The sequence below is a fragment of the Pseudomonas sp. ZL2 genome (genome assembly GCF_054788455.1).
This window is the reverse complement of the sequence record NZ_JBGOGX010000011.1, coordinates 100,074-125,926: the sequence shown is the minus strand read 5'-3', so window position 1 is coordinate 125,926 and position 25,853 is coordinate 100,074. Positions and strand designations below refer to the sequence as shown.

The 25,853-nt window shown below is 62.1% G+C and carries 22 protein-coding genes; 21 read left to right on the top strand and 1 reads right to left on the bottom strand.

Features of this window, described 5'->3' with window-relative positions; all coding sequences use genetic code 11:
- From uppS to ispD, 19 genes are all read left to right on the top strand, one after another.
- Positions 1–756 carry a polyprenyl diphosphate synthase gene (gene uppS, locus ABM562_RS11545; RefSeq protein ID WP_115088384.1) on the top strand — a complete coding sequence of 252 codons (756 nt, stop codon included), beginning with the start codon at positions 1–3 and terminating at the stop codon, positions 754–756.
- The gene (locus ABM562_RS11540) at positions 756–1,571 is read left to right on the top strand and encodes a phosphatidate cytidylyltransferase (RefSeq protein WP_115088383.1); all 816 of its coding nucleotides are present in this window, start codon (positions 756–758) and stop codon (positions 1,569–1,571) included. Before uppS ends, ABM562_RS11540 begins: the two co-directional genes overlap by 1 nt.
- Complete coding sequence (gene ispC, locus ABM562_RS11535; RefSeq protein ID WP_460422024.1) at positions 1,568–2,758, top strand: 1-deoxy-D-xylulose-5-phosphate reductoisomerase; 1,191 nt, start codon at positions 1,568–1,570, stop codon at positions 2,756–2,758. The genes ABM562_RS11540 and ispC overlap by 4 nt, the downstream gene beginning before the upstream one ends.
- A 57-nt stretch (positions 2,759–2,815) precedes the next feature.
- On the top strand, positions 2,816–4,168 hold the full coding sequence (gene rseP, locus ABM562_RS11530) for an RIP metalloprotease RseP (RefSeq protein ID WP_115088381.1): 1,353 nt from the start codon (positions 2,816–2,818) through the stop codon (positions 4,166–4,168).
- A 74-nt stretch (positions 4,169–4,242) separates the two neighbouring features.
- On the top strand, positions 4,243–6,591 hold the full coding sequence (gene bamA / locus ABM562_RS11525) for an outer membrane protein assembly factor BamA (protein WP_115088380.1): 2,349 nt from the start codon (positions 4,243–4,245) through the stop codon (positions 6,589–6,591).
- A gap of 44 nt (positions 6,592–6,635) precedes the next feature.
- Entirely contained in the window at positions 6,636–7,139 is a 504-nt protein-coding gene (locus ABM562_RS11520; protein ID WP_038996736.1) for an OmpH/Skp family outer membrane protein, read from the top strand.
- 2 nt (positions 7,140–7,141) lie between these two features.
- On the top strand, positions 7,142–8,197 hold the full coding sequence (lpxD, locus tag ABM562_RS11515) for a UDP-3-O-(3-hydroxymyristoyl)glucosamine N-acyltransferase (protein ID WP_115088379.1): 1,056 nt from the start codon (positions 7,142–7,144) through the stop codon (positions 8,195–8,197).
- Between the two features lie 110 nt (positions 8,198–8,307).
- Positions 8,308–8,748 carry a 3-hydroxyacyl-ACP dehydratase FabZ gene (gene fabZ, locus ABM562_RS11510; protein ID WP_010224833.1) on the top strand — a complete coding sequence of 147 codons (441 nt, stop codon included), beginning with the start codon at positions 8,308–8,310 and terminating at the stop codon, positions 8,746–8,748.
- Positions 8,745–9,521: an acyl-ACP--UDP-N-acetylglucosamine O-acyltransferase gene (gene lpxA, locus ABM562_RS11505; RefSeq protein WP_115088378.1), complete on the top strand. Its 777-nt coding sequence runs from the start codon at positions 8,745–8,747 to the stop codon at positions 9,519–9,521. The genes fabZ and lpxA overlap by 4 nt, the downstream gene beginning before the upstream one ends.
- A gap of 1 nt (position 9,522) precedes the next feature.
- Entirely contained in the window at positions 9,523–10,650 is a 1,128-nt protein-coding gene (lpxB, locus tag ABM562_RS11500; protein WP_115088377.1) for a lipid-A-disaccharide synthase, read from the top strand.
- A complete protein-coding gene (gene rnhB / locus ABM562_RS11495) occupies positions 10,651–11,280 on the top strand; it encodes a ribonuclease HII (protein ID WP_460422021.1) in 630 nt (209 codons plus the stop codon).
- A 108-nt stretch (positions 11,281–11,388) separates the two neighbouring features.
- The gene (gene dnaE, locus ABM562_RS11490; RefSeq protein WP_115088375.1) at positions 11,389–14,910 is read left to right on the top strand and encodes a DNA polymerase III subunit alpha; all 3,522 of its coding nucleotides are present in this window, start codon (positions 11,389–11,391) and stop codon (positions 14,908–14,910) included.
- A 98-nt stretch (positions 14,911–15,008) separates the two neighbouring features.
- Complete coding sequence (locus ABM562_RS11485) at positions 15,009–15,956, top strand: acetyl-CoA carboxylase carboxyltransferase subunit alpha (RefSeq protein ID WP_134064008.1); 948 nt, start codon at positions 15,009–15,011, stop codon at positions 15,954–15,956.
- A gap of 114 nt (positions 15,957–16,070) precedes the next feature.
- Entirely contained in the window at positions 16,071–17,366 is a 1,296-nt protein-coding gene (gene tilS, locus ABM562_RS11480; RefSeq protein WP_115088373.1) for a tRNA lysidine(34) synthetase TilS, read from the top strand.
- Between the two features lie 271 nt (positions 17,367–17,637).
- Complete coding sequence (locus tag ABM562_RS11475) at positions 17,638–19,266, top strand: CTP synthase (RefSeq protein WP_115088372.1); 1,629 nt, start codon at positions 17,638–17,640, stop codon at positions 19,264–19,266.
- 3 nt (positions 19,267–19,269) lie between these two features.
- Positions 19,270–20,115, top strand: a complete 846-nt coding sequence (kdsA, locus tag ABM562_RS11470; RefSeq protein WP_115088371.1) for a 3-deoxy-8-phosphooctulonate synthase — start codon at positions 19,270–19,272, stop codon at positions 20,113–20,115.
- A 153-nt stretch (positions 20,116–20,268) separates the two neighbouring features.
- Positions 20,269–21,558: a phosphopyruvate hydratase gene (eno, locus tag ABM562_RS11465; protein WP_115088370.1), complete on the top strand. Its 1,290-nt coding sequence runs from the start codon at positions 20,269–20,271 to the stop codon at positions 21,556–21,558.
- Positions 21,559–21,719: 161 nt separating this feature from the next.
- A complete protein-coding gene (ftsB, locus tag ABM562_RS11460; RefSeq protein ID WP_038996723.1) occupies positions 21,720–21,998 on the top strand; it encodes a cell division protein FtsB in 279 nt (92 codons plus the stop codon).
- Positions 21,995–22,702, top strand: coding sequence for a 2-C-methyl-D-erythritol 4-phosphate cytidylyltransferase (gene ispD, locus ABM562_RS11455; RefSeq protein WP_115088369.1), 708 nt, complete (start codon positions 21,995–21,997; stop codon positions 22,700–22,702). The genes ftsB and ispD overlap by 4 nt, the downstream gene beginning before the upstream one ends.
- Positions 22,703–22,814: 112 nt before the next feature.
- Here ispD and ABM562_RS11450 read toward each other — a convergent pair whose 3' ends face one another.
- The gene (locus ABM562_RS11450) at positions 22,815–23,711 is read right to left on the bottom strand and encodes a LysR substrate-binding domain-containing protein (protein ID WP_460422019.1); all 897 of its coding nucleotides are present in this window, start codon (positions 23,709–23,711) and stop codon (positions 22,815–22,817) included.
- A gap of 106 nt (positions 23,712–23,817) precedes the next feature.
- Here ABM562_RS11450 and ABM562_RS11445 point away from each other — a divergent pair, with 106 nt between their 5' ends.
- Positions 23,818–24,930: an S-(hydroxymethyl)glutathione dehydrogenase/class III alcohol dehydrogenase gene (locus ABM562_RS11445; RefSeq protein ID WP_233673338.1), complete on the top strand. Its 1,113-nt coding sequence runs from the start codon at positions 23,818–23,820 to the stop codon at positions 24,928–24,930.
- Between the two features lie 8 nt (positions 24,931–24,938).
- Complete coding sequence (gene fghA / locus ABM562_RS11440; protein ID WP_134064000.1) at positions 24,939–25,793, top strand: S-formylglutathione hydrolase; 855 nt, start codon at positions 24,939–24,941, stop codon at positions 25,791–25,793.
- Positions 25,794–25,853: the final 60 nt, after the last annotated feature.

Genomic DNA, 25,853 nt, shown 5'->3' with positions numbered 1-25,853 from the left:
ATGGAAAAGACCAAGCAAGGTGTGTCCCCATCGGTGCCGCGCCATGTCGCGATCATCATGGATGGGAATAATCGCTGGGCGAAGAAGCGCCTGTTGCCCGGTGTCGCCGGGCATAAGGCCGGTGTGGACGCGGTGCGCGCGGTCATCGAGGTATGCGCCGAGGCCAAGGTCGAGGTGCTGACCCTGTTCGCCTTTTCCAGTGAAAACTGGCAGCGCCCGGCTGAAGAGGTCGGGGCGTTGATGGAGCTGTTCTTCTCGGCCTTGCGCCGGGAAGCCAAGCGCCTCAACGACAACAACATCAGCCTGCGCATCATCGGTGACCGCTCGCGCTTTCACCCTGAGCTGCAGGCCGCCATGCGTGAAGCCGAAGCGCTGACCGCTGGCAGCAACCGCTTCATCCTGCAGATCGCCGCCAACTATGGCGGTCAGTGGGATATCGCCCAGGCCGCCCAGCGCCTGGCGCGGGAAGTCCAGGCCGGTCACCTGCGTCCGGACGATATCACCCCCGAGCTGCTGCAGACCTGCCTGGCCACAGGCGACCTGCCGCTGCCCGATCTGTGCATCCGTACCGGTGGTGAGCGCCGCATCAGCAATTTCCTGTTGTGGCAGCTGGCCTACGCCGAGTTGTACTTTTCCGACCTGTTCTGGCCGGACTTCAAACACGAGGCCATGCGCACCGCGCTGGCCGATTTCGCTTCGCGCCAGCGCCGCTTCGGGAAAACCAGCGAGCAGGTCGAAGCTGGAGCCCGTGCTTAATGCTTAAACAACGCATCATTACTGCGCTGATCCTGCTGCCGATCGCCTTGTGTGGCTTCTTCCTGCTGAACGGTGGCGATTTTGCCCTGTTCATCGGTGTGGTGGTGACCCTGGGCGCCTGGGAATGGGCACGCCTGGCCGGCCTGGTCGCGCAATCCCTGCGGGTAGCCTATGCGGCGGTCGTCGCCGGGCTGCTGATGCTGCTCTACCTGATGCCCGACCTGGCACCGTGGGTGCTGGGCGCGTCGGTATTGTGGTGGGGGCTGGCCACCTGGCTGGTGCTCACCTATCCGCGCAGCAGCGAGCTGTGGGCCAGTGCTGCCTGCCGCCTGCTGATCGGGCTGCTGATCCTGCTGCCGGCCTGGCAAGGCCTGGTGCTGCTCAAGCAGTGGCCGCTGGGCAACTGGCTGATCATGGCGGTCATGGTGCTGGTCTGGGGGGCGGACATCGGTGCGTATTTCTCCGGCCGCGCCTTCGGCAAGCGCAAACTGGCCCCGCAAGTGAGCCCGGGCAAGAGCTGGGAAGGCGTCTATGGCGGCCTGGTCCTGAGTCTGGTCATCACCGCTGCGGTGGGTATCTACCGTGACTGGAGCGCAGGCGAGCTGATGCTTGGCCTGTTCGGCGCTGCAGTGGTGGTGCTGGTGTCGGTGGTTGGCGACCTGACCGAAAGCATGTTCAAGCGCCGCTCGGGGATCAAGGACAGCAGTAATCTGCTGCCCGGCCACGGTGGCGTGCTGGACCGTATCGACAGCCTCACCGCGGCTATTCCGGTGTTTGCCGTGCTGCTCTGGGCAGCCAATTGGGGCGCGATGTGAGCGGCGTGCAACGTATTACCGTGCTGGGTGCGACTGGCTCCATCGGCCTGAGCACCCTCGATGTGATTGCCCGCCATCCGGATCGTTACCAGGTGTTCGCCCTGAGCGGTTATTCGCGCCTGCAAGAGCTGCTGGCCCTGTGCGTGCGCCATACCCCGGTGTTTGCCGTGGTGCCGACAGCCGAATCTGCGCAGCAACTGCGTGAAGGCCTGGCGGCAGCCGGCTTGGCCACTGAAGTGCTGGTTGGCGAAGATGGCTTGTGCCAGGTGGCCGCAGCTGCCGAGGTGGATGCCGTGATGGCCGCGATCGTCGGCGCTGCGGGCCTGTGCCCGACCCTGGCGGCAGTCGAGGCGGGCAAGAAGGTGTTGCTGGCCAACAAGGAAGCGCTGGTGATGTCCGGCGCCTTGTTCATGCAGGCGGTACGTCGCAGTGGTGCGGTGCTGCTGCCGATCGACAGCGAGCACAATGCGATCTTCCAGTGCCTGCCGGGTGATTACTCCCGCGGCCTGGCTCAGGTTGGCGTGCGCCGTATCCTGTTGACCGCCTCTGGCGGGCCGTTTCGCGAAACGCCGATGGCCGAGCTTGTGGATGTCAGTCCCGAGCAAGCCTGCGCCCACCCGAACTGGTCCATGGGCCGCAAGATCTCGGTCGACTCGGCGAGCATGATGAACAAGGGCCTGGAGCTGATCGAGGCCTGCTGGCTGTTCGATGCCCGGCCGAGCCAGGTTGAGGTGGTGGTGCACCCGCAAAGTGTGATCCACTCGCTGGTCGATTATGTCGACGGTTCGGTGCTGGCCCAGTTGGGCAATCCGGACATGCGCACGCCGATCGCCAATGCTCTGGCTTGGCCGGAGCGTATCGATTCAGGCGTGGCGCCACTGGACCTGTTCGCGATTGCCCGGCTGGACTTCAAGGCGCCGGACGAGCAGCGTTTCCCTTGCCTGCGCCTGGCCCGTGAGGCGGCCGAGGCGGGTAACAGCGCGCCGGCCATGCTCAACGCGGCCAACGAAGTGGCGGTGGAGGCATTTCTCCAGCGGCGCATCCGCTTCCCCGAGATCGCGAGTATGATCGAACAAGTGCTCGATCAGGAGCCGGTGGTTGCCGTCGAGTCGCTTGATGCGGTGTTTGCCGCTGATCAGCGTGCGCGGCAACTGGCCGGACAATGGTTGGCTCATCACGGTCGCTGAGGCCTGGCGCATCAGTGCGTCAGGCCCGGTGCCGCTGAACGTCATTCGGAGAAAGACATGAGTGCGCTCTACATGATTATCGGCACCCTGGTGGCATTGGGTGTGCTGGTCACCTTTCACGAATTCGGTCACTTCTGGGTGGCCCGGCGTTGCGGCGTCAAGGTTTTGCGTTTCTCCGTCGGTTTCGGCATGCCGCTGCTGCGCTGGCATGACCGCCATGGCACGGAGTTCGTGGTGGCGGCCATTCCGCTGGGCGGCTACGTCAAGATGCTCGACGAGCGCGAAGGCGAGGTGCCGCGCGATCAGGTCGAGCAATCGTTCAACCGCAAGTCCGTGCGCCAGCGCATCGCGATTGTTGCCGCGGGCCCGGTGGCCAACTTTCTCCTGGCGTTTTTCTTCTTCTGGGTCCTGGCCATGGTCGGCACCCAGCAGGAGCGTCCGGTCATCGGTGCGGTCGAGGCGGGGAGTATCGCCGAAGTGGCCGGGCTCACAGCTGGCCAGGAAATTGTTTCCATTGATGGCAAGCCAACCAGTGGCTGGGCGGCAGTCAACCTGCAACTGATCCGCCGTCTGGGTGAAAGCGGCCAGTTGCACATCAGTGTGCGCGAGGAGGGCGCGTCCGTTGACAGCCCGCACGTGCTGACCCTCAATAACTGGCTCAAGGGCGCCGACGATCCGGACCCGATTCGCTCGCTGGGCTTACGCCCGTGGCGCCCGGTATTGCCGCCGGTGCTGGCTGAACTCGACCCGAAGGGGCCAGCAAATGCTGCCGGGTTGAAAACCGGTGACCGTTTGCTGGCGCTCGATGGCCAGGCGCTGAACAACTGGCAGCAAGTGGTCGATACCGTACGTGGCCGGGCTGGCAGCAAGATCGTCCTGCGCATCGAGCGTGACGGGGCGCCGCTGGAGCTGCCGGTGACGTTGGCCAGTCGCGGTGAAGGCAAATCGGCCACGGGTTATCTCGGTGCCGGGGTCAAAGCGGTGAAGTGGCCGGATGCCATGCTTCGCGAAGTCAGTTACGGGCCGCTCGAGGCTGTAGGGGAGGGGCTTTCGCGGACCTGGAACATGAGTGTCCTGACCCTGGAATCGCTGAAGAAAATGCTGTTCGGCGAGCTCTCGGTAAAAAACTTGAGCGGACCGATAACCATTGCTAAAGTGGCGGGCGCTTCGGCCCAGTCCGGTGTTGGGGATTTCCTGAATTTCCTCGCCTACCTGAGCATTAGCCTGGGGGTTCTTAATTTGCTGCCCATTCCTGTACTGGATGGGGGGCATTTGCTGTTCTACCTGATCGAGTGGGCGCGTGGTCGTCCGCTTTCGGATCGGGTGCAAGGTTGGGGGATCCAGATCGGTATCAGTTTGGTAGTCGGGGTGATGTTGCTTGCCCTGATCAACGATTTGGGTCGACTGTAAAGCTTCGCTCAATTGCGAACCTGCCGCGTCCCGCGGTGGGTCGTTTATTGCCAGTTGGAATAAGAAAGGACTTCATGAAACGTCTGCTGCTAACTGCGGTTCTCGCCGTACTGATGATCGCTGAAGTTCACGCCGAGTCCTTCACCATCTCCGATATTCGTGTCAATGGTCTGCAGCGGGTTTCCGCGGGCAGCGTTTTTGGTGCCTTGCCATTGAACGTCGGCGATGAGGCCGATGACCGGCGCCTGGTGGAATCGACCCGGTCCCTGTTCAAGACCGGTTTCTTCCAGGACATCCAACTGAGCCGGGACGGCAACGTCCTGATCATTACCGTGGTCGAACGTCCTTCGGTGTCGAGCATCGAGATCGAAGGCAACAAGGCGATCAGCACCGAAGACCTGATGAAAGGTCTGAAGCAGTCCGGTCTGTCCGAAGGCGAGATCTTCCAGCGTGCCACCCTTGAAGGTGTGCGCAACGAACTGCAACGCCAGTACGTTGCCCAGGGCCGCTACTCGGCCGAGGTCGACACCGAGGTGGTGCCGCAACCGCGTAACCGCGTGGGCCTGAAGATCAAGATCAACGAAGGCACTGTCGCTGCGATCCAGCACATCAACGTGGTCGGCAACACCGTCTTCCCCGATGAAGACCTGATCGGCCTGTTCGAGCTCAAGACCACCAACTGGCTGTCGTTCTTCAAGAACGATGACAAGTACGCCCGCGAAAAACTCTCCGGTGACCTGGAGCGTCTGCGTTCCTACTACCTGGACCGCGGCTACATCAACATGGACATCGCTTCCACCCAGGTGTCGATCACCCCGGACAAGAAGCACGTCTACATCACCGTCAACGTCAACGAAGGCGAGAAGTACACGGTACGTGACGTCAAGCTCTCCGGTGACCTCAAGGTGCCGGAAGACCAGATCAAGTCGCTGCTGCTGGTCCAACCAGGCCAGGTGTTCTCGCGCAAGGTGATGACCACCACCTCCGAGCTGATCACCCGCCGTCTGGGTAACGAAGGCTATACCTTCGCCAACGTCAACGGTGTGCCACAGCCGCACGACGATGACCACACTGTCGATATCATGTTCGTGGTCGACCCGGGCAAGCGTGCCTACGTCAACCGTATCAACTTCCGCGGCAACACCAAGTCCGAAGACGAAGTGCTGCGTCGTGAAATGCGCCAGATGGAAGGCGGCTGGGCTTCGACCTACCTGATCGACCAGTCCAAGACCCGTCTGGAGCGCCTGGGCTTCTTCAAGGAAGTCAACGTCGAGACCCCGGCCGTACCGGGCACCGACGACCAGGTCGACGTCAACTACAGTGTTGAAGAACAAGCTTCCGGTTCGATCACCGCCAGCGTCGGTTTCGCCCAGAGCGCCGGCCTGATCCTCGGTGGTTCGATCAGCCAGACCAACTTCCTCGGTACCGGTAACAAGGTTTCCATCGGTCTGACCCGCAGTGAATACCAGAGCCGCTACAACTTCGGCTTCGTTGACCCCTACTGGACCGCCGATGGCGTCAGCCTGGGCTACAACGCTTTCTATCGCACCACCGACTACGATGACCTCGACGTCGACGTGGCCAGCTATGCGGTTGACAGCCTGGGTGCCGGTGTCAGTGTTGGCTACCCGATCAGCGAGACCTCGCGCCTGACCTTCGGCCTGACCGTACAGCAGGACGAGATCAAGACCGGCAAGTACACCGTTGACGAGATCTTTGACTTCGTCGACAAGGAAGGCGACAAGTACCTGAACTTCAAGGCCTCGGCCGGCTGGTCCGAGTCGACCCTGAACAAGGGCGTGCTGGCCACCCGTGGTCACTCGCAAAGCCTGGTGCTGGAAGCGACCACTCCGGGTAGCGACCTGTCGTTCTTCAAACTGGATTACCGTGGCCAGCTGTTCAAGCCGATCACCAACGACTACACCCTGCGCCTGCACACCGAGCTGGGCTATGGTGATGGCTTCGGTTCGACCTCCGGTCTGCCGTTCTACGAGAACTACTATGCCGGCGGTTTCAACTCGGTACGTGGCTTCAAGGACAGCAGCCTGGGCCCACGCAGTACCCCGAGCAAGGGCAACAAGCCCGGTACCATTGAAGACCCGGACCAGGATCCGCTGCCGTTCGGTGGTAACGTCCTCGTCCAGGGTGGTGTGGAGCTGCTGTTCCCGCTGCCGTTCGTCAAGGACCAACGCTCGCTGCGCACCTCGGTCTTCTGGGACGTGGGTAACGTTTTCGACACCAACTGCGGTTCCAAGCCGAACTGCGAGAAGGTCGGCCTGTCGGGTCTGGCCAGCTCCGTCGGCCTGGGCGTGACCTGGATTACCGCGCTCGGTCCGTTGAGCTTCAGCCTGGCAATGCCGGTGAAGAAGCCGGACGAAGCCGATACCCAGGTGTTCCAATTCTCTCTGGGTCAGACCTTCTAAGGTCTGCCCCTTGCTAACGACAACGGATTCTGTAGGAGTGCATCGTGCGTAAGTTGACTCAACTGGCAGTACTGGCTGCGACCCTGATCGCAACCCCGGCTTTCGCCGAAATGAAAGTTGCCGTGCTGAACTATCAAATGGCTCTGCTCGAGTCGGACGCGGCGAAGAAGTACGCAGTCGATGCCGAGAAGAAATTCGGCCCGCAGCTGACCAAGCTGAAGAACCTGGAAAGCAGCGCCAAGGGCATTGCCGACCGGATCCGTGCCGGTGGCGACAAGATGGCCCAGCCTGAGCGCGAGCGCCTGGAGCTTGAATACAAGCAGAAAGCCCGTGACTTCCAGTTCCAGTCCAAGGAGCTGAACGAGTCCAAGGCCGTGGCTGATCGCGAAATGCTGAAACAACTGAAGCCGAAGCTGGATGGCGCGGTTGAAGAAGTGATCAAGAAAGGCGGTTTCGACCTGGTTCTCGAGCGTGGCGCGGTCATTGATGTCAAACCTCAGTACGACATCACCCGCCAGGTTATCGAGCGCATGAATCAGTCCCGTTGATCATGACCGTGACCATGAAACTCGGTCAGCTGGCCGAGTTCCTCGGCGCCACCCTGAGTGGCCCCGAGGAGCTGGAAATCACTGGCCTGGCGACCCTTCAGGAAGCCGGGCCGGGGCAGTTGAGCTTTCTCGCCAACCCGCAGTACCGCAAGTACCTGGTTGAAACCCACGCGGCAGCGATCCTGCTCAAGCCGGCCGACGCCGAGGGTTTTGCCGGTAACGCCCTGATCGTTCCCGATCCGTACCTCGCCTACGCGCGCATCTCCCACCTGTTCGATCCAAAGCCCAGGGCTGTAGCGGGAATTCATCCCAGCGCCGTGGTTGCCGCCGATGCCCAGGTCGATGCCAGCGCCAGTGTGGGTGCCTGTGCAGTGATCGAGAGCGGTGCGCAGATCGGCCCGGGCGTGACCATCGGTGCCCAGTGTTTCGTCGGCGCGCGTTGCGTGATCGGCGAGGGCGGCTGGCTGGCCCCGCGGGTGACCCTGTACCACGACGTGCGTATCGGCAAGCGTGTGGTCATTCAGTCGGGCGCGGTGATCGGTGGCGAAGGCTTCGGCTTTGCCAACGAGAAAGGCGTCTGGCAGAAAATCGCCCAGATCGGTGGTGTGAGCATCGGTGACGATGTCGAGATCGGCGTCAACACCGCGGTCGACCGCGGCGCTCTGGCCGATACCCGCATCGGTGACGGGGTCAAGCTCGACAACCAGATCCAGATCGCCCACAACGTGCAGATCGGCGATCATACGGCGATGGCGGCGTGTGTCGGAATTTCCGGCAGCACCAAGATTGGCAAGCACTGCACCATTGCCGGCGGTGTCGGCATGGTTGGACACATCGATGTCTGCGACAACGTTTTCGTATCCGGGATGACCATGGTGACGCGCTCGATTACCGAGCCAGGCGCCTATTCTTCCGGTACGGCGATGCAGCCGCTGGCCGAGTGGCGCAAGAGCGCCGCACGAATTCGCCAGCTGGACGAGATGTCAAAACGCCTTCAACAGCTGGAAAAGCGTCTCGCCGCCGTGACCTCCGGCGATAAAGCTTCATCAGAAGGCTGATACCATTTCCTGATCAAGAGTGAACAGCCCTAGACTGACTCTTTGATTTGCTAAAGGAGCGCCGTGTGAAAACCGGCGCTCCCTATCTTTACTACAGGCTTCCCCCCGAAATGATGGACATCAACGAGATTCGCGAATACCTGCCTCACCGTTACCCGTTCCTGCTGGTGGACCGGGTGGTGGAACTGGACGTCGAGGCCCAGCGCATTCGTGCCTACAAGAATGTCAGCATCAACGAACCTTTCTTCAATGGTCACTTCCCGGCGCATCCGATCATGCCGGGCGTGCTGATCATCGAGGCCATGGCCCAGGCGGCCGGCATCCTCGGCTTCAAGATGCTCGACGTCAAACCTGCGGACGGTACCCTGTACTACTTCGTCGGTTCCGACAAGCTGCGCTTCCGCCAGCCGGTGCTGCCGGGTGACCAGCTGATCCTCGAAGCCAAGTTCATCAGCTGCAAGCGCCAGATCTGGAAGTTCGAGTGCCAGGCGTCGGTCGACGGCAAGCCGGTATGCTCGGCCGAGATCATCTGCGCGGAACGCAAACTATGAGTTTGATTGACCCTCGGGCAATCATCGATCCATCGGCGAAGCTCGCCGACGGAGTCGAGGTAGGCCCTTGGTCGATCATCGGTGCCGGAGTCGAGATCGGCGAGGGGACCGTCATCGGTCCACACGTGATTCTCAAAGGGCCGACCCGCATCGGTCGGCACAACCGCATCTACCAGTTTTCCTCGGTAGGCGAAGACACCCCTGACCTCAAGTACAAGGGTGAAGCCACACGCCTGGTGATTGGCGATCACAACGTGATCCGCGAAGGCGTGACCATCCACCGTGGCACCGTGCAGGACCGCTCGGAAACCACCCTGGGTGATCACAACCTGATCATGGCCTATGCCCATATCGGTCACGACAGCGTCATTGGCAACCATTGCATCCTGGTCAACAACACTGCATTGGCTGGCCATGTGCATGTCGACGATTGGGCGATCCTCTCCGGGTTCACCCTGGTGCATCAGTTCTGCCATATCGGCGCCCACAGCTTTTCCGGCATGGGCACGGCGATCGGCAAGGATGTACCGGCCTACGTCACCGTGTTCGGCAACCCGGCTGAAGCGCGCAGCATGAACTTCGAGGGCATGCGCCGTCGCGGGTTCAGCGAAGACGCCATTCACGCCCTGCGCCGGGCCTACAAGGTGGTCTATCGCCAGGGCCTGACCGTCGAGCAGGCGATTGCCGAGCTTGTCGAGCCGGCTACCCAGTTCCCTGAAGTCGACGTGTTCCTCAAGTCGATCCAGAACTCCACTCGCGGCATCACCCGCTGATATGGCCGAGCTTTGTGTAGCGCTGGTGGCCGGTGAGGCCAGCGGCGATATTCTCGGCGCCGGGCTGATGCGCGCGCTCAGGGCGCGTCATCCGCAAGTACGCTTCATTGGTGTGGGTGGGCCGTTGATGCAGGCTGAAGGCCTGAGCTCGTACTTCCCCATGGAGCGCCTGGCGGTGATGGGGCTGGTCGAGGTGCTAGGGCGCCTGCGCGAGCTGCTCAAGCGTCGCAAGGAACTGATCCAGACCCTGATCGCCGAGCGTCCGGACGTCTTTATCGGTATCGATGCCCCGGATTTCACGCTCAATATCGAACTGAACCTGCGCAAGGCCGGGATCAAGACCGTGCATTACGTCAGCCCTTCGGTCTGGGCCTGGCGGCAGAAGCGCGTGCTGAAGATTCGCGAAGGCTGCGACCTGATGCTCACGCTGTTTCCGTTCGAAGCCAAATTCTATGAAGAGAAGGGTGTGCCGGTACGCTTTGTCGGCCATCCGCTGGCCGACAGCATTCCGCTGGACGCTGACCGTGCCGCTGCGCGCGAACAGCTGGGCCTGGCTGAGGGGCCGCTGGTGGCGTTGATGCCGGGCAGCCGTGGCGGCGAAGTTGGTCGCCTGGGTGCGCTGTTCCTCGATACCGCCCAGCGCCTGTGCGAGCTGGTGCCGGGGGTGCGTTTCGTTTCCCCGTGCGCCAATGCCGAACGCCGTGCCCAGCTTGAGCAGATGCTCCAGGGCCGCGACTTGCCGGTGACCCTGCTTGACGGTCGCTCGCACCAGGCCCTGGCCGCCTGCGATGCGGTGCTGATCGCTTCCGGTACTGCGACCCTTGAAGCCTTGCTGTTCAAGCGGCCAATGGTCGTGGCCTATCGTTTGGCCCCGCTGACCTACTGGATTTTGAAACGCCTGGTAAAAAGCCCGTACGTGTCGCTGCCCAACCTGCTGGCCCAGCGCATGCTGGTGCCCGAGTTGCTGCAGGAAGCGGCCAGCGCCGAAGCGCTGGCCCAGACCCTGGCGCCGCTGGTGCATGGCGGTGTGCAGCAGACCGAAGGCTTTGACCAGATTCACCGTACCTTGCGCCGCGATGCCTCGAACCAGGCAGCTGACGCGGTGCTGGCCCTGCTGGAAAACCGATAGATGCAAATGGGATTGGACTTCAACCTGGTCGAGGACCTGGTCGCCGGTGTCGACGAAGTGGGCCGTGGCCCGCTGTGCGGCGCGGTGGTGACCGCTGCGGTGATTCTCGACCCACAGCGGCCGATTCTGGGGCTCAACGACTCGAAAAAGCTCACCGAAGCCAAGCGTGAAAAGCTCTTTGACGAAATCTGTGAAAAAGCCCTGAGCTTCTACATCGCCCGCGCCGAGGTCGAGGAAATCGACCAGCTCAATATCCTCCACGCCACCATGCTGGCCATGCAGCGTGCAGTCGAAGGCCTGAGCGTCACGCCGAAACTGGCGCTGATCGACGGTAACCGCTGCCCGCAGCTGTCGGTGCCGGCGGCACCGGTGGTCAAGGGCGATAGCCAGGTGCCGGCCATTGCGGCGGCGTCGATCCTGGCCAAGGTCACCCGTGACCGCGAGATGGCGGCGTTCGAGCTGATCTACCCCGGCTACGGCATCGGCGGGCACAAGGGCTACCCGACCCCGGTGCACCTCGAAGCCCTGGCGCGCCTGGGGCCGACGCCGATTCACCGGCGCTCGTTCGCACCGGTGCGTGCCGCTTTCGAAGCCCGCGATGCCATCAACGGCGGGTTTGCCGAGGTCTGACCGGACGCGACGGGCGTCAGTAGTCAGGATCGCCCCGCACTGGCTGTTGTTTTGATCAAGGCCCGGTACAATCCGGGCCTTGTTGTTTTGTGCTGCTATAGGATCATCATGTCGGCTTCTTTCGTTCATCTTCGCCTGCACACCGAATACTCGCTGGTCGATGGCCTGGTGCGGATCAAGCCGCTGGCCAAGGCATTGGCGGCGATGAACATGCCGGCGGTCGCGGTTACCGACCAGAGCAACATGTGCTCGCTGGTCAAGTTCTACAAGAACGCCATGGGCGCCGGTATCAAGCCGATCTGCGGTGCCGACCTGTGGCTGGCCAACAGCGACCCGGATGCACCGCTGTCGCGCATCTGCCTGTTGGCCATGGACGCCAAGGGCTACCGCAACCTTACCGAGTTGATTTCCCGCGGCTGGGTCGATGGCCAGCGCAATGGTCTGGTGATCATCGAGCGCCAGTGGATCGTTGAGGCCAGCGAGGGGCTGATTGCCCTGTCCGCGGCAAAGGAAGGCGACATCGGCATGGCGTTGCTCAATGGCAACCCGGATGAAGCCGAAGCGCTGCTGCGCGACTGGCTGCAGATGTTCCCGGAGCGCTTCTACGTCGAGGTGCAGCGCACCAACCGCGCCGGTGACGAAGAATACCTGCACGCCGCCGTGGCCCTGGCCGACAAGCTGGGCGCGCCGTTGGTGGCGACCAACGATGTACGCTTTATCAAGCAGTCCGACTACGACGCCCACGAAACCCGAGTGTGCATCGGTGAAGGCCGGGCCCTGGACGATCCGCGCCGTTCGCGTAACTACAGCGACCAGCAGTACCTGAAAAGCCCGGAGGAAATGGCCGAGCTGTTCAGCGACCTGCCCGAGGCGATTGCCAACACCGTCGAGATCGCCAAGCGCTGCAACATCCAGGTGCAGTTGGGCAAGCACTTCCTGCCCGACTTTCCGACGCCCAACGGCATGGGTATCGACGACTACCTGCGCCACGTTTCCCACGAAGGCCTGGAAGAACGTCTGGCGGTACTGTGGCCGAAAGAAACCACGCCGAATTACGAAGAGAAGCGCCAGGTCTACCTCGACCGCTTGAAGTTCGAGCTGGATATCATCATCCAGATGGGCTTCCCCGGTTACTTCCTGATCGTTATGGACTTCATCAAGTGGGCCAAGAACAACGGCGTGCCGGTCGGCCCGGGCCGGGGTTCGGGTGCCGGCTCGCTGGTCGCCTACGTGCTGAAGATTACCGACCTCGACCCACTGGCTTATGACCTGCTGTTCGAACGTTTCCTCAATCCGGAACGGGTATCGATGCCCGACTTCGACGTCGACTTCTGCATGGACGGTCGCGACCGGGTAATCGAATACGTGGCCGACGCCTACGGGCGCAACGCCGTGAGCCAGATCATCACCTTCGGCACCATGGCCGCCAAGGCGGTGGTGCGTGACGTGGCGCGGGTGCAGGGCAAGTCCTACGGCCTGGCTGACCGCCTGTCGAAGATGATCCCCTTCGAAGTCGGCATGACCCTGGAAAAAGCCTACGAGCAGGAAGAGATCCTGCGCGATTTCCTCAAGAGCGACGAAGACGCCAAGGAAATCTGGGACATGGCCCTCAAGCTCGAGGGCGTCTGCCGGGGTACCGGTAAGCACGCCGGTGGTGTGGTTATCGCGCCGACCAAGCTCACCGACTTCTCGCCGATCGCCTGTGATGAAGAGGGCGGCGGCCTGGTCACCCAGTTCGACAAGGATGACGTCGAGGCCGCCGGCCTGGTGAAGTTCGACTTCCTGGGCCTGCGGACCCTGACCATCATCAAGTGGGCGATGGAAACCATCAACCGCGAACAGGCCAAGAAAGGCCTGGATGACCTGAACATCGACTTCATCCCGCTGGATGACAAAAAGACCTACGACCTGCTGCAAAAAGCTGAAACCACGGCGGTGTTCCAGCTTGAATCGCGGGGCATGAAGGAGCTGATCAAGAAGCTCAAGCCCGACTGCCTCGAAGACCTGATCGCACTGGTGGCGTTGTTCCGTCCCGGCCCGCTGCAATCGGGCATGGTTGACGACTTCATCAACCGTAAACACGGTCGTGCCGAACTGGCTTACCCGCATTCGGACTACCAGTACGAAGGCCTCAAGCCCGTTCTGGCCCCGACCTACGGCATCATCCTGTACCAGGAACAGGTGATGCAGATCGCCCAGGTGATGGCCGGTTACACCCTCGGCGGTGCGGACATGCTGCGCCGGGCCATGGGTAAGAAAAAACCCGAGGAAATGGCCAAGCAGCGCGGCGGTTTCATCGAAGGTTGTGCCAGCAACAACATCGATCCGGACCTCGCCGGTAACATTTTTGACCTGGTAGAGAAATTCGCCGGTTACGGCTTCAACAAATCCCACTCCGCCGCCTATGGCCTGGTCTCCTACCAGACCGCCTGGCTCAAGACCCACCACCCGGCGCCGTTCATGGCCGCGGTGCTGTCGGCGGATATGCACAACACCGACAAGGTCGTGACCTTGATCGAGGAAGTGCGCAGCATGAAGCTGCGCCTCGATGCGCCGGATGTGAACACCTCCGACTTCAAGTTCACCGTCAATGACGACGGCCGCATCGTCTATGGCCTGGGCGCGATCAAGGGCGTGGGCGAGGGGCCAGTCGAGGCCATCGTCGAAGCCCGCGCGACGGGGCCGTTCAAGGACCTGTTCGACTTCTGCGAGCGGGTCGACCTCAAGCGCATCAACAAGCGCACCCTCGACGCGCTGATCCGCAGTGGCGCGCTGGACCGCCTGGGGCCGTACTTCCACGATGAACTCAAGGCCTACCAGGCCAACATCGACCGCAACCGCGCAGTGCTGCTGTCCGCGATGGAAGAGGCGATCAAGGCGGCCGAGCAGACCGCACGTACTGCCGACAGTGGTCACGCCGACCTGTTTGGCGGGCTGTTCGTCGAAGAGGATGCCGACGTCTACGCCAACCACCGCAAGGCCCGCGAGCTGACCCTCAAGGAGCGCCTGCGTGGTGAAAAAGACACCCTGGGCCTGTACCTGACCGGTCACCCGATCGACGAGTACGAAGGCGAGATCCGCCGCTTTGCCCGCCAGCGCATCATCGACCTGAAACCTGCACGCGACACCCAGACTGTCGCCGGGATGATCATTGCCCTGCGCGTCATGAAGAACAAGAAGGGCGACAAGATGGGTTTTGTCACCCTCGACGACCGCTCCGGGCGGATCGAGGCTTCGCTGTTTGCCGACGCCTTCATGGCCAACCAGGCGCTGCTGCAGACCGATGCTATGGTGGTGGTTGAAGGCGAGGTCAGCAACGATGATTTCTCCGGCGGCCTGCGCCTGCGGGTCAAGCGGGTGATGAGCATGGAAGATGCCCGCACCAACCTGGCCGAAAGCCTGCGCCTGAAGGTGCACACCGATGCCCTCAAGGGCGACCGCCTGAACTGGCTGGGTGAGCTGTTCAAGCGTCATCGCGGCGCCTGCCCGATCACCATGGAATACACCGGCAGCGATGCCAAGGCCATGCTGCAGTTCGGCGAAAGCTGGCGTATCGACCCTGCCGATGGCCTGATTCAGGCCCTGCGTGACCAGTTCGGACGTGAGAACGTCTTTTTGCAATATCGATGAATTTTTAATCTCGACCTGAATGCGCCCGATCCCTTAAGGTAGGGCGCCAAACGGATCAACCGGCCGGCCGCCTGGCCGTAGACCCAAGACGGATGCCTATGAACCCGAATTTTCTGGATTTCGAACAGCCGATTGCTGACCTGCAAGCCAAGATCGAAGAGCTGCGCCTGGTTGGCAATGACAACTCGCTGAACATCGGCGATGAGATCGCCCGTCTGCAAGACAAGAGCAGCACCCTGACCGAAAGCATTTTCGGCAACCTGACCAGTTGGCAGATCGCCCGCCTGGCCCGTCACCCGCGCCGTCCGTACACCCTGGACTACATCGAGCACATCTTCACCGAGTTCGACGAGCTGCACGGTGACCGTCACTTCTCCGATGACGCCGCGATCGTGGGTGGTATCGCCCGCCTGGACGACAAGCCGGTGATGGTCATCGGCCACCAGAAAGGCCGCGAAGTGCGCGAGAAGGTTCGCCGCAACTTCGGCATGCCGCGCCCTGAAGGCTACCGCAAGGCGTGCCGCCTGATGGAAATGGCCGAGCGGTTCAAGATGCCGATCCTGACCTTCATCGACACCCCGGGTGCCTACCCAGGCATCGACGCCGAAGAGCGCAACCAGAGCGAAGCCATTGCCTGGAACCTGCGGGTCATGGCCCGCCTGAAAACCCCGATCATCGCCACCGTAATTGGTGAAGGTGGTTCCGGCGGTGCACTGGCCATCGGTGTCTGCGACCAGCTGAACATGCTGCAGTACTCGACCTACTCGGTGATCTCGCCGGAAGGTTGCGCCTCGATCCTGTGGAAGACCGCCGAAAAGGCCTCGGACGCTGCCGAAGCCATGGGTATCACTGCCGAGCGCCTGAAAGGCCTGGGTATCGTCGACAAGGTCATCGCCGAGCCTCTGGGCGGCGCGCACCGTGATCCGGCGAAGATGTCCGCCAGCGTTCGCGGCGAGCTGATCGAGCAACTGGACATGCTCAAGAAGTTCGACAACGACGCGCTGCTCAAGCGCCGTTATGACCGTCTGATGAGCTACGGGCTCTGATCTGACAATCGCGGGTCAAGCCCGCTCCCACAGGAATTGGATTCACTGCCTGACCTGTGGGAGCGGGCTTTGCCAGCGAACGAGTGCGCAGCACTCGTAAAAGAGGTCTACCCGATGCTCGATCTCTACTCAAGGCTGTCCCCCTGGCTCACCGCCCCCTCCTGGTGCATCGCCCTCTCCGGCGGCCTGGACTCCACCGTCCTCCTGCACCTGCTGGCAACCCTGTCCCGCCAGCAAACCTTGCCTCCACTGCGCGCCATTCACATCCACCACGGCTTGCAAGCTGCGGCTGATGCCTGGCCGGATCATTGCCAGCGCCTGTGCGACGATCTGGGTGTCGAACTGCAGGTCATCCGTGTGCAGGTCGCCCCCCGCGCCAGCATCGAACAGGGCGCCCGTGATGCGCGCTACGCCGCTTTCAGCACTGCCTTGTGTCCCGGCGAAATCCTCCTGACCGGCCAGCACCGCGAAGACCAGGCTGAAACCCTGCTGTTTCGCCTGTTGCGCGGTGCCGGGCTGCGTGGCCTGAGCGCGATGCCCGAGCGGCGGCCGCTAGGGCAGGGCATGTTGGTGCGGCCGTTGCTGGGCGTTTCGCGCAACGAGCTGCAGTGCTACGCCCAGGAACAGCACCTGACCTGGATCGAAGACCCGTCCAACCACGACACGCAGTTCTCCCGCAACTACCTGCGTCACCAGGTGTTCCCGGCGCTCTTGCAGCGCTGGCCGCAAGCGGCGCAAAACCTGGCACGCAGCGCCCAGCACCTGAGCGAAGCCCAGGGCCTGCTCGATGAGCTGGCGCTGGAGGATCTGGCCCAGGCTGCGACCCCGGCACCGTTCGACTGGCTAGGCCTGGACTCGCTGGACCTCGGGGTGCTGCGCCAGCTATCCCCGGCCCGTCAGCGCAACGCCCTGCAGTACTGGCTGGCCCCGCGCACACGCTTGCCCGATAGTCGCCACTGGGCCGGTTGGGACGCCCTGCGCGATGCAGCATCCGACGGACGGCCACTGTGGTGCCTGACCGACGGTGAGCTGCATCGCGCCAATGCACGTATCTGGTGGCTGGAGGGGGATTGGCTGAACCCTGCAGGCGGCCAGGCGGCGTGGCCGAATCCGGGCAAACCGCTGTCGTTGAGCCATAACGGCAGCGTCAGCCTCAGCGGCACGTTGCCGCAGGGGCCATTGCACATTGCCTACCGCCAGGGCGGCGAAACTCTGGCAATCAACGGCCGCGGCCAACGTGATCTGAAGCGCCTGCTCAACGAGTCGCAACTGCCGTCATTCGTCCGTTCGCGCCTGCCGTTGCTGTATTGTGGCGAGCAATTGCTGGCGGTGGCCAACCTGCCGGGGTTGAGCCAGGGTGACTGGCAATTGCATTGGCATGCGCCGACGAGCGAGCAAGGTTTGAGATGAAAGGCACATTCGGGTAGACTACGCTCCCTTCTTGATACAGCTTCTGTGGCTTCCCCGAAATCACAGCAGTTGCCGATTACCAAGCAGTTTTTTGCTGGGCGATTCTAAAAATGTTTAGCGAGCTCCTAACCGGGTATCCAACCCCCGGTGTGACCAGACGCGGCAGTTTTTTAAGATGCACTGTGATTGACGCAGGTGATCGGGGGCTTCGGCCTTCCTTCGCTTTCCCCGGCGGCACTGACCGCTTTAACGCAGACTTCTAGGGTTTTTCATGACGCGCTACATATTCGTCACGGGCGGTGTTGTTTCTTCATTGGGGAAAGGCATTGCCTCGGCTTCATTGGCGGCCATCCTGGAGGCGCGGGGGCTCAAGGTCACCATGCTCAAGCTGGACCCGTACATCAACGTCGACCCGGGCACCATGAGCCCGTTCCAGCACGGTGAAGTGTTCGTCACCCACGACGGTGCCGAGACCGACCTGGACCTGGGCCACTACGAGCGGTTCATCCGCACGACCATGACCCAGAACAACAACTTCACCACCGGCCGTATCTACGAGCACGTGCTGCGCAAGGAGCGCCGTGGTGATTACCTGGGCGCGACCATCCAGGTCATTCCGCACATCACCGACGAGATCAAGCGCCGCATCATCAAGGGTGCCGGCGATGCCGACGTGGCCCTGGTGGAAATCGGCGGTACCGTGGGTGACATCGAGTCGCAACCGTTCCTCGAGGCTATCCGTCAGCTGCGCGTCGAAGTGGGCTCCAAGCGCGCCATGCTGATGCACCTGACCCTGGTCCCGTACATCGCCACCGCTGGCGAGACCAAGACCAAGCCGACCCAGCACTCGGTCAAGGAGCTGCGCTCCATCGGCCTGCAGCCAGACGTGCTGATCTGCCGCTCCGACCATCCGGTGGATGTGTCTTCGCGCCGCAAGATCGCCCTGTTCACCAACGTCGAAGAGCGTGCGGTGATCTCCCTGGAAGACGTCGACACCATCTACAAGATCCCGGCCGTGCTGCACGCCCAGGGCCTGGATGACTTCGTCGTCGAGCGTTTCGGCCTGCAATGCAACGGTGCCGACCTGTCCGAGTGGGAAAAGGTCGTCGACGCCAAGCTCAACCCCGAGCACGAAGTCACCATCGCCATGGTCGGCAAGTACATGGAGCTGCTGGACGCCTACAAGTCGCTGATCGAAGCGATGAGCCATGCTGGCATCCAGAACCGTACCAAGGTCAACCTGCGCTACATCGACTCCGAAGACATCGAGAACCAGGGCACCAGCCTGCTCGAAGGCGCCGATGCCATTCTGGTTCCAGGCGGTTTCGGCCTGCGTGGCGTCGAAGGCAAGATCACGGCCGTGCAGTACGCTCGCGAGAACAAAGTCCCGTACCTGGGTATCTGCCTGGGCATGCAAGTGGCGGTCATCGAGTTCGCCCGTAACGTCATGGGCTGGAAAGATGCCAACTCCACCGAGTTCGATCGCAACAGCGGTCACCCGGTCGTCGGCCTGATCACCGAGTGGGAAGATGCCACCGGCGCGGTCGAAACCCGTACCGAAGCTTCGGACCTCGGCGGCACCATGCGTCTGGGCGCCCAGGAGTGCCAATTGGCAAGCGGCTCCAAGGTTCATGATTGCTACGCCAAGGACGTGATCGTCGAGCGTCATCGTCACCGTTACGAAGTGAACAACAAACTGCTGCCGCAGCTGGTTGAAGCCGGCCTGAAAGTCTCCGGTCGTTCCGGCGACGGTGCGCTGGTCGAAGTGGTCGAGTCCCAGGATCATCCATGGTTCGTCGCTTGCCAGTTCCACCCGGAGTTCACCTCGACCCCGCGTGACGGCCATCCGCTGTTCAGCGGTTTCGTCAAGGCGGCACTGGCTCAAAAGAACAAGGCCTGATACATGACCCAGAAGATCATTCGCGTCGGTAACATCGAGATCGCCAACGACAAGCCGTTCGTCCTGTTCGGCGGCATGAACGTGCTGGAATCCCGTGACCTGGCCATGAAGGTCTGCGAAGAGTATGTTCGGGTTACCGAGAAGCTCGGTATCCCCTACGTGTTCAAGGCCAGCTTCGACAAGGCCAACCGTTCGTCGATCAACTCCTACCGTGGCCCGGGCCTGGAAGAGGGGATGAAGATCTTCGAGGAGATCAAGAAGACCTTCAACGTGCCGGTCATCACCGACGTGCACGAGCCGGAGCAGGCTGCCGCGGTGGCCAAGGTCTGCGACATCATCCAGTTGCCGGCCTTTCTCTCGCGCCAGACCGACCTGGTCGTGGCCATGGCCAAGACCGGCGCGGTGATCAACATCAAGAAAGCCCAGTTCCTTGCACCCCAGGAAATGAAACACATCCTGACCAAGTGCGAAGAAGCCGGTAACGATCAGTTGATCCTCTGCGAGCGTGGTTCGAGCTTCGGCTACAACAACCTGGTGGTGGACATGCTCGGCTTCGGCGTCATGAAGCAGTTCGAGTACCCGGTGTTCTTCGACGTGACCCATTCCCTGCAGATGCCGGGTGGCCGCGCCGATTCCGCCGGTGGTCGCCGCGCCCAGGTCACCGACCTGGCCAAGGCGGGCCTGAGCCAGGGCCTGGCCGGCCTGTTCCTCGAGGCGCATCCGGATCCGGACAACGCCAAGTGTGACGGTCCATGCGCCCTGCGCCTGGACAAACTGGAGCCTTTCCTGGCCCAGCTCAAGCAACTTGATGACCTGGTGAAGAGTTTTCCGACGGTAGAAACCGCGTAATCCTCGATTCTCCGGTAAAGTACCCCCCGTTCAACCTCTGACCCTCGGGTCAGGGGTCTGCTTTCGCCGGGCCTGCCTGTTTCAAATTGCCCGGCGAGCGGCAAGATTTTTCTCAGCTGCGTTGTTTTCGTCAATTCTGGAGTGCTTACAACAATGGCAAAAATCGTCGACATCAAAGGTCGTGAAGTTCTCGATTCGCGTGGTAACCCCACCGTAGAAGCGGACGTACTGCTCGACAACGGCATCATCGGCAGCGCCTGCGCGCCGTCCGGTGCTTCCACTGGCTCGCGCGAAGCGCTGGAGCTGCGTGATGGCGACAAGAGCCGTTACATGGGCAAGGGCGTACTGAAGGCAGTTGCCAACATCAACGGCCCGATCCGCGACCTGCTGCTGGGCAAGGACCCGGTTGACCAGAAAGCCCTCGACCGCGCCATGATCGAGCTGGACGGTACCGAGAACAAAGCCAAGCTGGGCGCCAACGCCATCCTCGCCGTGTCCCTGGCTGCCGCCAAGGCCGCTGCCCAGGATCAGGACCTGCCGCTGTACGCGCACATTGCCAACCTCAACGGCACCCCGGGCCAGTACTCGATGCCGGTTCCGATGATGAACATCATCAACGGCGGCGAGCACGCCGACAACAACGTCGACATCCAGGAGTTCATGGTTCAGCCGGTTGGCGCCAAGACCTTCTCCGACGCGCTGCGCATGGGCACCGAGATTTTCCATCACCTCAAGGCTGTGCTGAAGGCCCGTGGCCTGAACACCGCTGTCGGTGACGAAGGTGGTTTCGCGCCTAACCTGGCGTCCAACGAAGACGCACTGTCGGCCATCGCCGAAGCCGTCGCCAACGCCGGTTACAAGCTGGGCACCGACGTGACCCTGGCCCTGGACTGCGCGGCCAGCGAATTCTACGAAGACGGCAAGTACAACCTGTCCGGTGAAGGCAAGTCCTTCGACGCCGCCGGTTTTGCCGACTACCTCAAAGGCCTGACCGAGCGTTTCCCGATCATCTCGATCGAAGACGGCCTGGACGAGTCCGACTGGGCTGGCTGGAAGATTCTGACCGACAAGATCGGTGACAAGGTGCAACTGGTCGGCGACGACCTGTTCGTGACCAACACCAAGATCCTGAAAGAAGGCATCGACAAGAGCATCGCCAACTCGATCCTGATCAAGTTCAACCAGATCGGCTCGCTGACCGAAACCCTGGAAGCCATCCAGATGGCCAAGGCTGCTGGTTACACCGCAGTGATCTCGCACCGTTCGGGCGAAACCGAAGACTCGACCATTGCCGACCTGGCCGTGGGTACCGCTGCCGGCCAGATCAAGACCGGTTCGCTGTGCCGTTCCGACCGCGTCTCCAAGTACAACCAGCTGCTGCGTATCGAAGAGCAACTGGGCAGCAAGGCTGTGTACCGTGGCCGTGCCGAGTTTCGCGGCTAAGCAAGAGATGGTAAAAAGACAGCAGCAAAGCGGCGCCGAACGGTCATACTGATCGTTCAGAGGCCCTTGCTGCAGGTGTCTGAACACAAAGCCTGGCTTCGGCCAGGCTTCGTGCCATCAGCGACCTGCAGATGTGGCGGTCTTTTCCACTGGATACCCTGATGCGCAGTCCTTATTGGTTGTTCCTCGTCTTGCTCCTGCTGCTCGGTGGCCTGCAGTATCGTCTGTGGGTGGGCAATGGCAGCCTGGCCCAGGTCACCGAACTCAAGCAACAGATCGCTGACCAGCACGCTGAAAACGAGCGTTTGCTGGAGCGTAACCGCGTGCTTGATGCCGAAGTGCTGGAGCTGAAGAAAGGTATGGAAACCGTCGAAGAACGGGCTCGCCACGAACTGGGTATGGTCAAGGAGGGTGAAACCCTCTACCAGCTTGCCCAATGAACCAGACCTTGCCGGCCTTCTGGGCCGTGATTCCCGCCGCGGGCGTCGGTGCCCGCATGGCTGCCGACCGTCCCAAGCAGTACCTGCAATTGGGCGGGCAGACCATTCTCGAGCATAGCCTCGACTGTTTTCTTGACCATCCCTGTGTCAAAGGGGTGGTAGTCAGCGTTGCCGCTGACGATCCTTTCTGGCCCGGTTTGCGTTGCGCCAGCGACCCACGCATCCAGCGCGCCGAAGGCGGCCAGGAGCGTGCCGATTCGGTGCTCAACGCCTTGTTGTTGCTGCACGCCCAGGGCGCGGCGGATTCCGACTGGGTGCTGGTGCACGACGCCGCCCGGCCGAACCTGGCACGCAGTGACCTCGACCGCCTGCTGGCGGAGCTTGCCGATGATCCGGTGGGTGGGCTGCTGGCGGTACCGGCGCGCGACACGCTCAAGCGCGCGGATGCCAATGGCCGGGTCAGCACCACTATCGACCGCAGCACCGTCTGGCAGGCCTATACGCCGCAGATGTTTCGCCTCGGTGCCTTGCATAGGGCCCTGGCCGACAGCCTGGTGGCCGATGTGGCGATTACCGACGAGTCTTCGGCTATCGAATGGGCCGGGCAGGCGCCGCGCTTGATCGAAGGGCGCAGCGACAACATCAAGGTCACCCGCCCCGAAGACCTGGAGTGGCTGCGCCAGCGCTGGGCCAAGCGCGGTTGAGCACCGGCATTGCCTGTGATGACCGCTGTGCGCTCGATCGCTGGCAAGCCAGCTCCCACAGGTCCAGGGTACACAGGTCTATTGTGGGAGCCGGCTTGCCGGCGATGATCTATCAGGCACCTCGATACTCAGGCAGTAACGCCAATCCCTCGCGCAGATAATCCACCAGCTTGCGCACCTTCGGCGACAGATGCCGCTGCTGCGGATACAGCGCCCACACCGCTGTATTCGGCGGCTGATGCCCCTCAAGCAGCGACACCAGCGCGCCGCTTTTGAGGTGTTCGAGTACGTAATAGTCTGGCAACTGACATAAGCCCATTCCCTGCAACGCCGCATCCAGCACCGCCTGGCCACTGTTGCAGCGCCAGTTGCCTTGAACCCGTTGGCCAATTTCCCGCCCGTCCAGTTGCAGTGCCCAGATGTCGGCGCTGCCGATCAGGCAATTGTGCCGCGCCAGCTCCGACAGGCTGTGGGGCCGGCCGTAGCGTTCCAGATAGGCAGGTGACGCACACAGGTACATGCGCCGTGGCGCCAGGCGCGTCGCCACCAGCCGCGAATCCTGCAAACGGCCCAGGCGAATCGCCAGGTCCATGCCTTCATGCACCAGGTCCAGGGGACGGTTGCTCAGTTCGATGTCCACCCGCAATTGCGGATACAGCGCCATGAAACGCGTCACCAGCGGCACGATAAAGCGTTCGCCATAGGCCACGGCGCAGGTCATGCGCAGCAGGCCCTTGGGTTCGCTGGTCAGGTCGCCCATGGCGCGCAAGGCTTCTTCGCGGCCATCCTGCAGGCGTTGGCAGTGTTGCAGGAAGGTCTGCCCGGCTTCGCTCAAGGTCACCCGCCGGGTGCTGCGATACAGCAGGCGGGTTTGCAGGCGCTCTTCAAGGCGGGCGATCTGCCGGCTGACGTGGGACGATGACACCCCCAGGCGCTCGGCGGCAGCAGTGAACTGCCCGGACTCGGCGACGGCAACGAACTCGTCGATGCCTTCCCAGCGATTGCTCATTGATTATCCCTGTGCAGCAATAATGTTTTGTCTTTGCCTGGATTATTCATCAAATAACGATGAATTACACTGCAAGCCTGAACTGACCCTTTGCTGGAGAAGATTGATGATCAAGTCCCGTGCCGCCGTTGCCTTCGAGGCCAAGAAACCGCTGGAGATCGTCGAAGTCGACGTGGCCATGCCCAAGGCCGGCGAGGTGCTGCTGCGCGTGGTCGCCAGCGGTGTCTGCCATACCGACGCCTACACCTTGTCCGGTGCCGACCCGGAAGGCATCTTCCCGTCGATCCTTGGCCATGAAGGCGGTGCCATTGTCGAAGCCATCGGTGAGGGTGTGACCTCGGTTGCTGTCGGCGATCACGTGATCCCGCTGTACACCCCCGAGTGCGGCCAGTGCAAGTTCTGCCGCTCCGGCAAGACCAACCTGTGCCAGGCCATCCGCGCAACCCAGGGCAAGGGCCTGATGCCCGACGGCACCACGCGTTTCTCCTACAAGGGCCAGCAGCTGTTCCACTACATGGGTACCTCGACCTTTTCCGAGTACACCGTGCTGCCGGAAATCTCCGTGGCCAAGATCCAGAAAGAAGCGCCGCTGGAGAAGGTCTGCCTGCTCGGTTGCGGCGTGACCACCGGTATCGGTGCGGTGCTCAATACCGCCAAGGTCAAGCCGGGCGACACCGTGGCCATCTTCGGCCTGGGCGGCATCGGCCTGTCGGCGATCATCGGTGCGGTCAAGGCCAAGGCTTCGCGGATCATTGCCGTTGACATCAATCCGGGCAAGTTCGAAATCGCCAGGCAGCTGGGCGCCACCGACTGCGTCAACCCGAAAGACTATGACCGCCCGATCCAGGACGTGATCGTCGACCTCACCGATGGCGGTGTGGACTTCTCCTTCGAGTGCGTGGGTAACGTGCAACTGATGCGTGCGGCGCTGGAATGCTGCCACAAGGGCTGGGGCGAGTCGGTGATCATCGGCGTTGCCGGTGCCGGCCAGGAAATCGCCACTCGTCCGTTCCAGCTGGTTACCGGCCGGGTCTGGCGCGGTTCGGCCTTCGGTGGCGTGCGTGGCCGCAGCGAGCTGCCAAGCTATGTGGAAATGTCGGAAAAAGGCGAGATCCCGCTGGATACCTTCATCACCCACACCATGGGCCTGGAAGACATCAACAAGGCATTTGACCTGATGCACGAAGGCAAGAGCATTCGCAGCGTCATCCACTTCTGAGGTCTGCCATGAGCCTGGAAAACATCTCTTGCCAGAAGAGCTTCGGCGGCTGGCATAAACGCTACCGCCATCGCTCCCAGGTGCTCGGTTGCGACATGGTGTTTGCCGTGTACCTGCCACCGCAGGCCGAGCAGGGCGGCAAGCTGCCGGTGCTGTACTGGCTGAGCGGCCTGACCTGCACCGACGAAAATTTCATGCAGAAGGCCGGTGCACACAAGCTGGCTGCCGAGCTGGGATTGATCATCGTCGCCCCCGACACCAGCCCGCGTGGCCCGCAGGTGCCGGCTGATCCGGACGGCGCCTGGGATTTTGGCCTGGGTGCCGGTTTCTACCTCAACGCTACCGAGCAACCCTGGGCCCAGCACTACCGCATGCACGACTATGTGGTGGAGGAGCTGCCGGCGTTGGTCGAGGCGCATTTCCCGGCTTCCGACCAGCGCGGTATCAGTGGTCATTCCATGGGCGGCCATGGCGCGCTGGTCTGCGCCCTGCGCAACCCCGGACGTTACCGTTCGGTGTCGGCGTTCGCGCCGATCAGCAACCCGATGGATTGCCCCTGGGGGCAGAAGGCCTTCAGCCGTTACCTGGGTGAGGACCGTACACGCTGGCGCGAATGGGATGCCAGCGTGTTGCTTGCCCAAGCCAGCGAGCGCTTGCCGCTGCTGGTTGACCAGGGCGATCGCGATGACTTCCTCGACAATCAGCTCAAACCGCAGATGCTGGAGCAGGTTGCAAGGGCGGCGGGCCATCCGCTGACCTTGCGGCTGCAGCCGGGGTATGACCACAGCTACTACTTCATCGCCAGCTTCATCGATGACCACTTGCGTCATCATGCCGCAGCGCTGACAGGTGCGGGTAACTGATCCTACAAATCAAGCCCAAGCGCCGGCAAAGCAGGTAGAATCACGCCCTGACTCAATCAG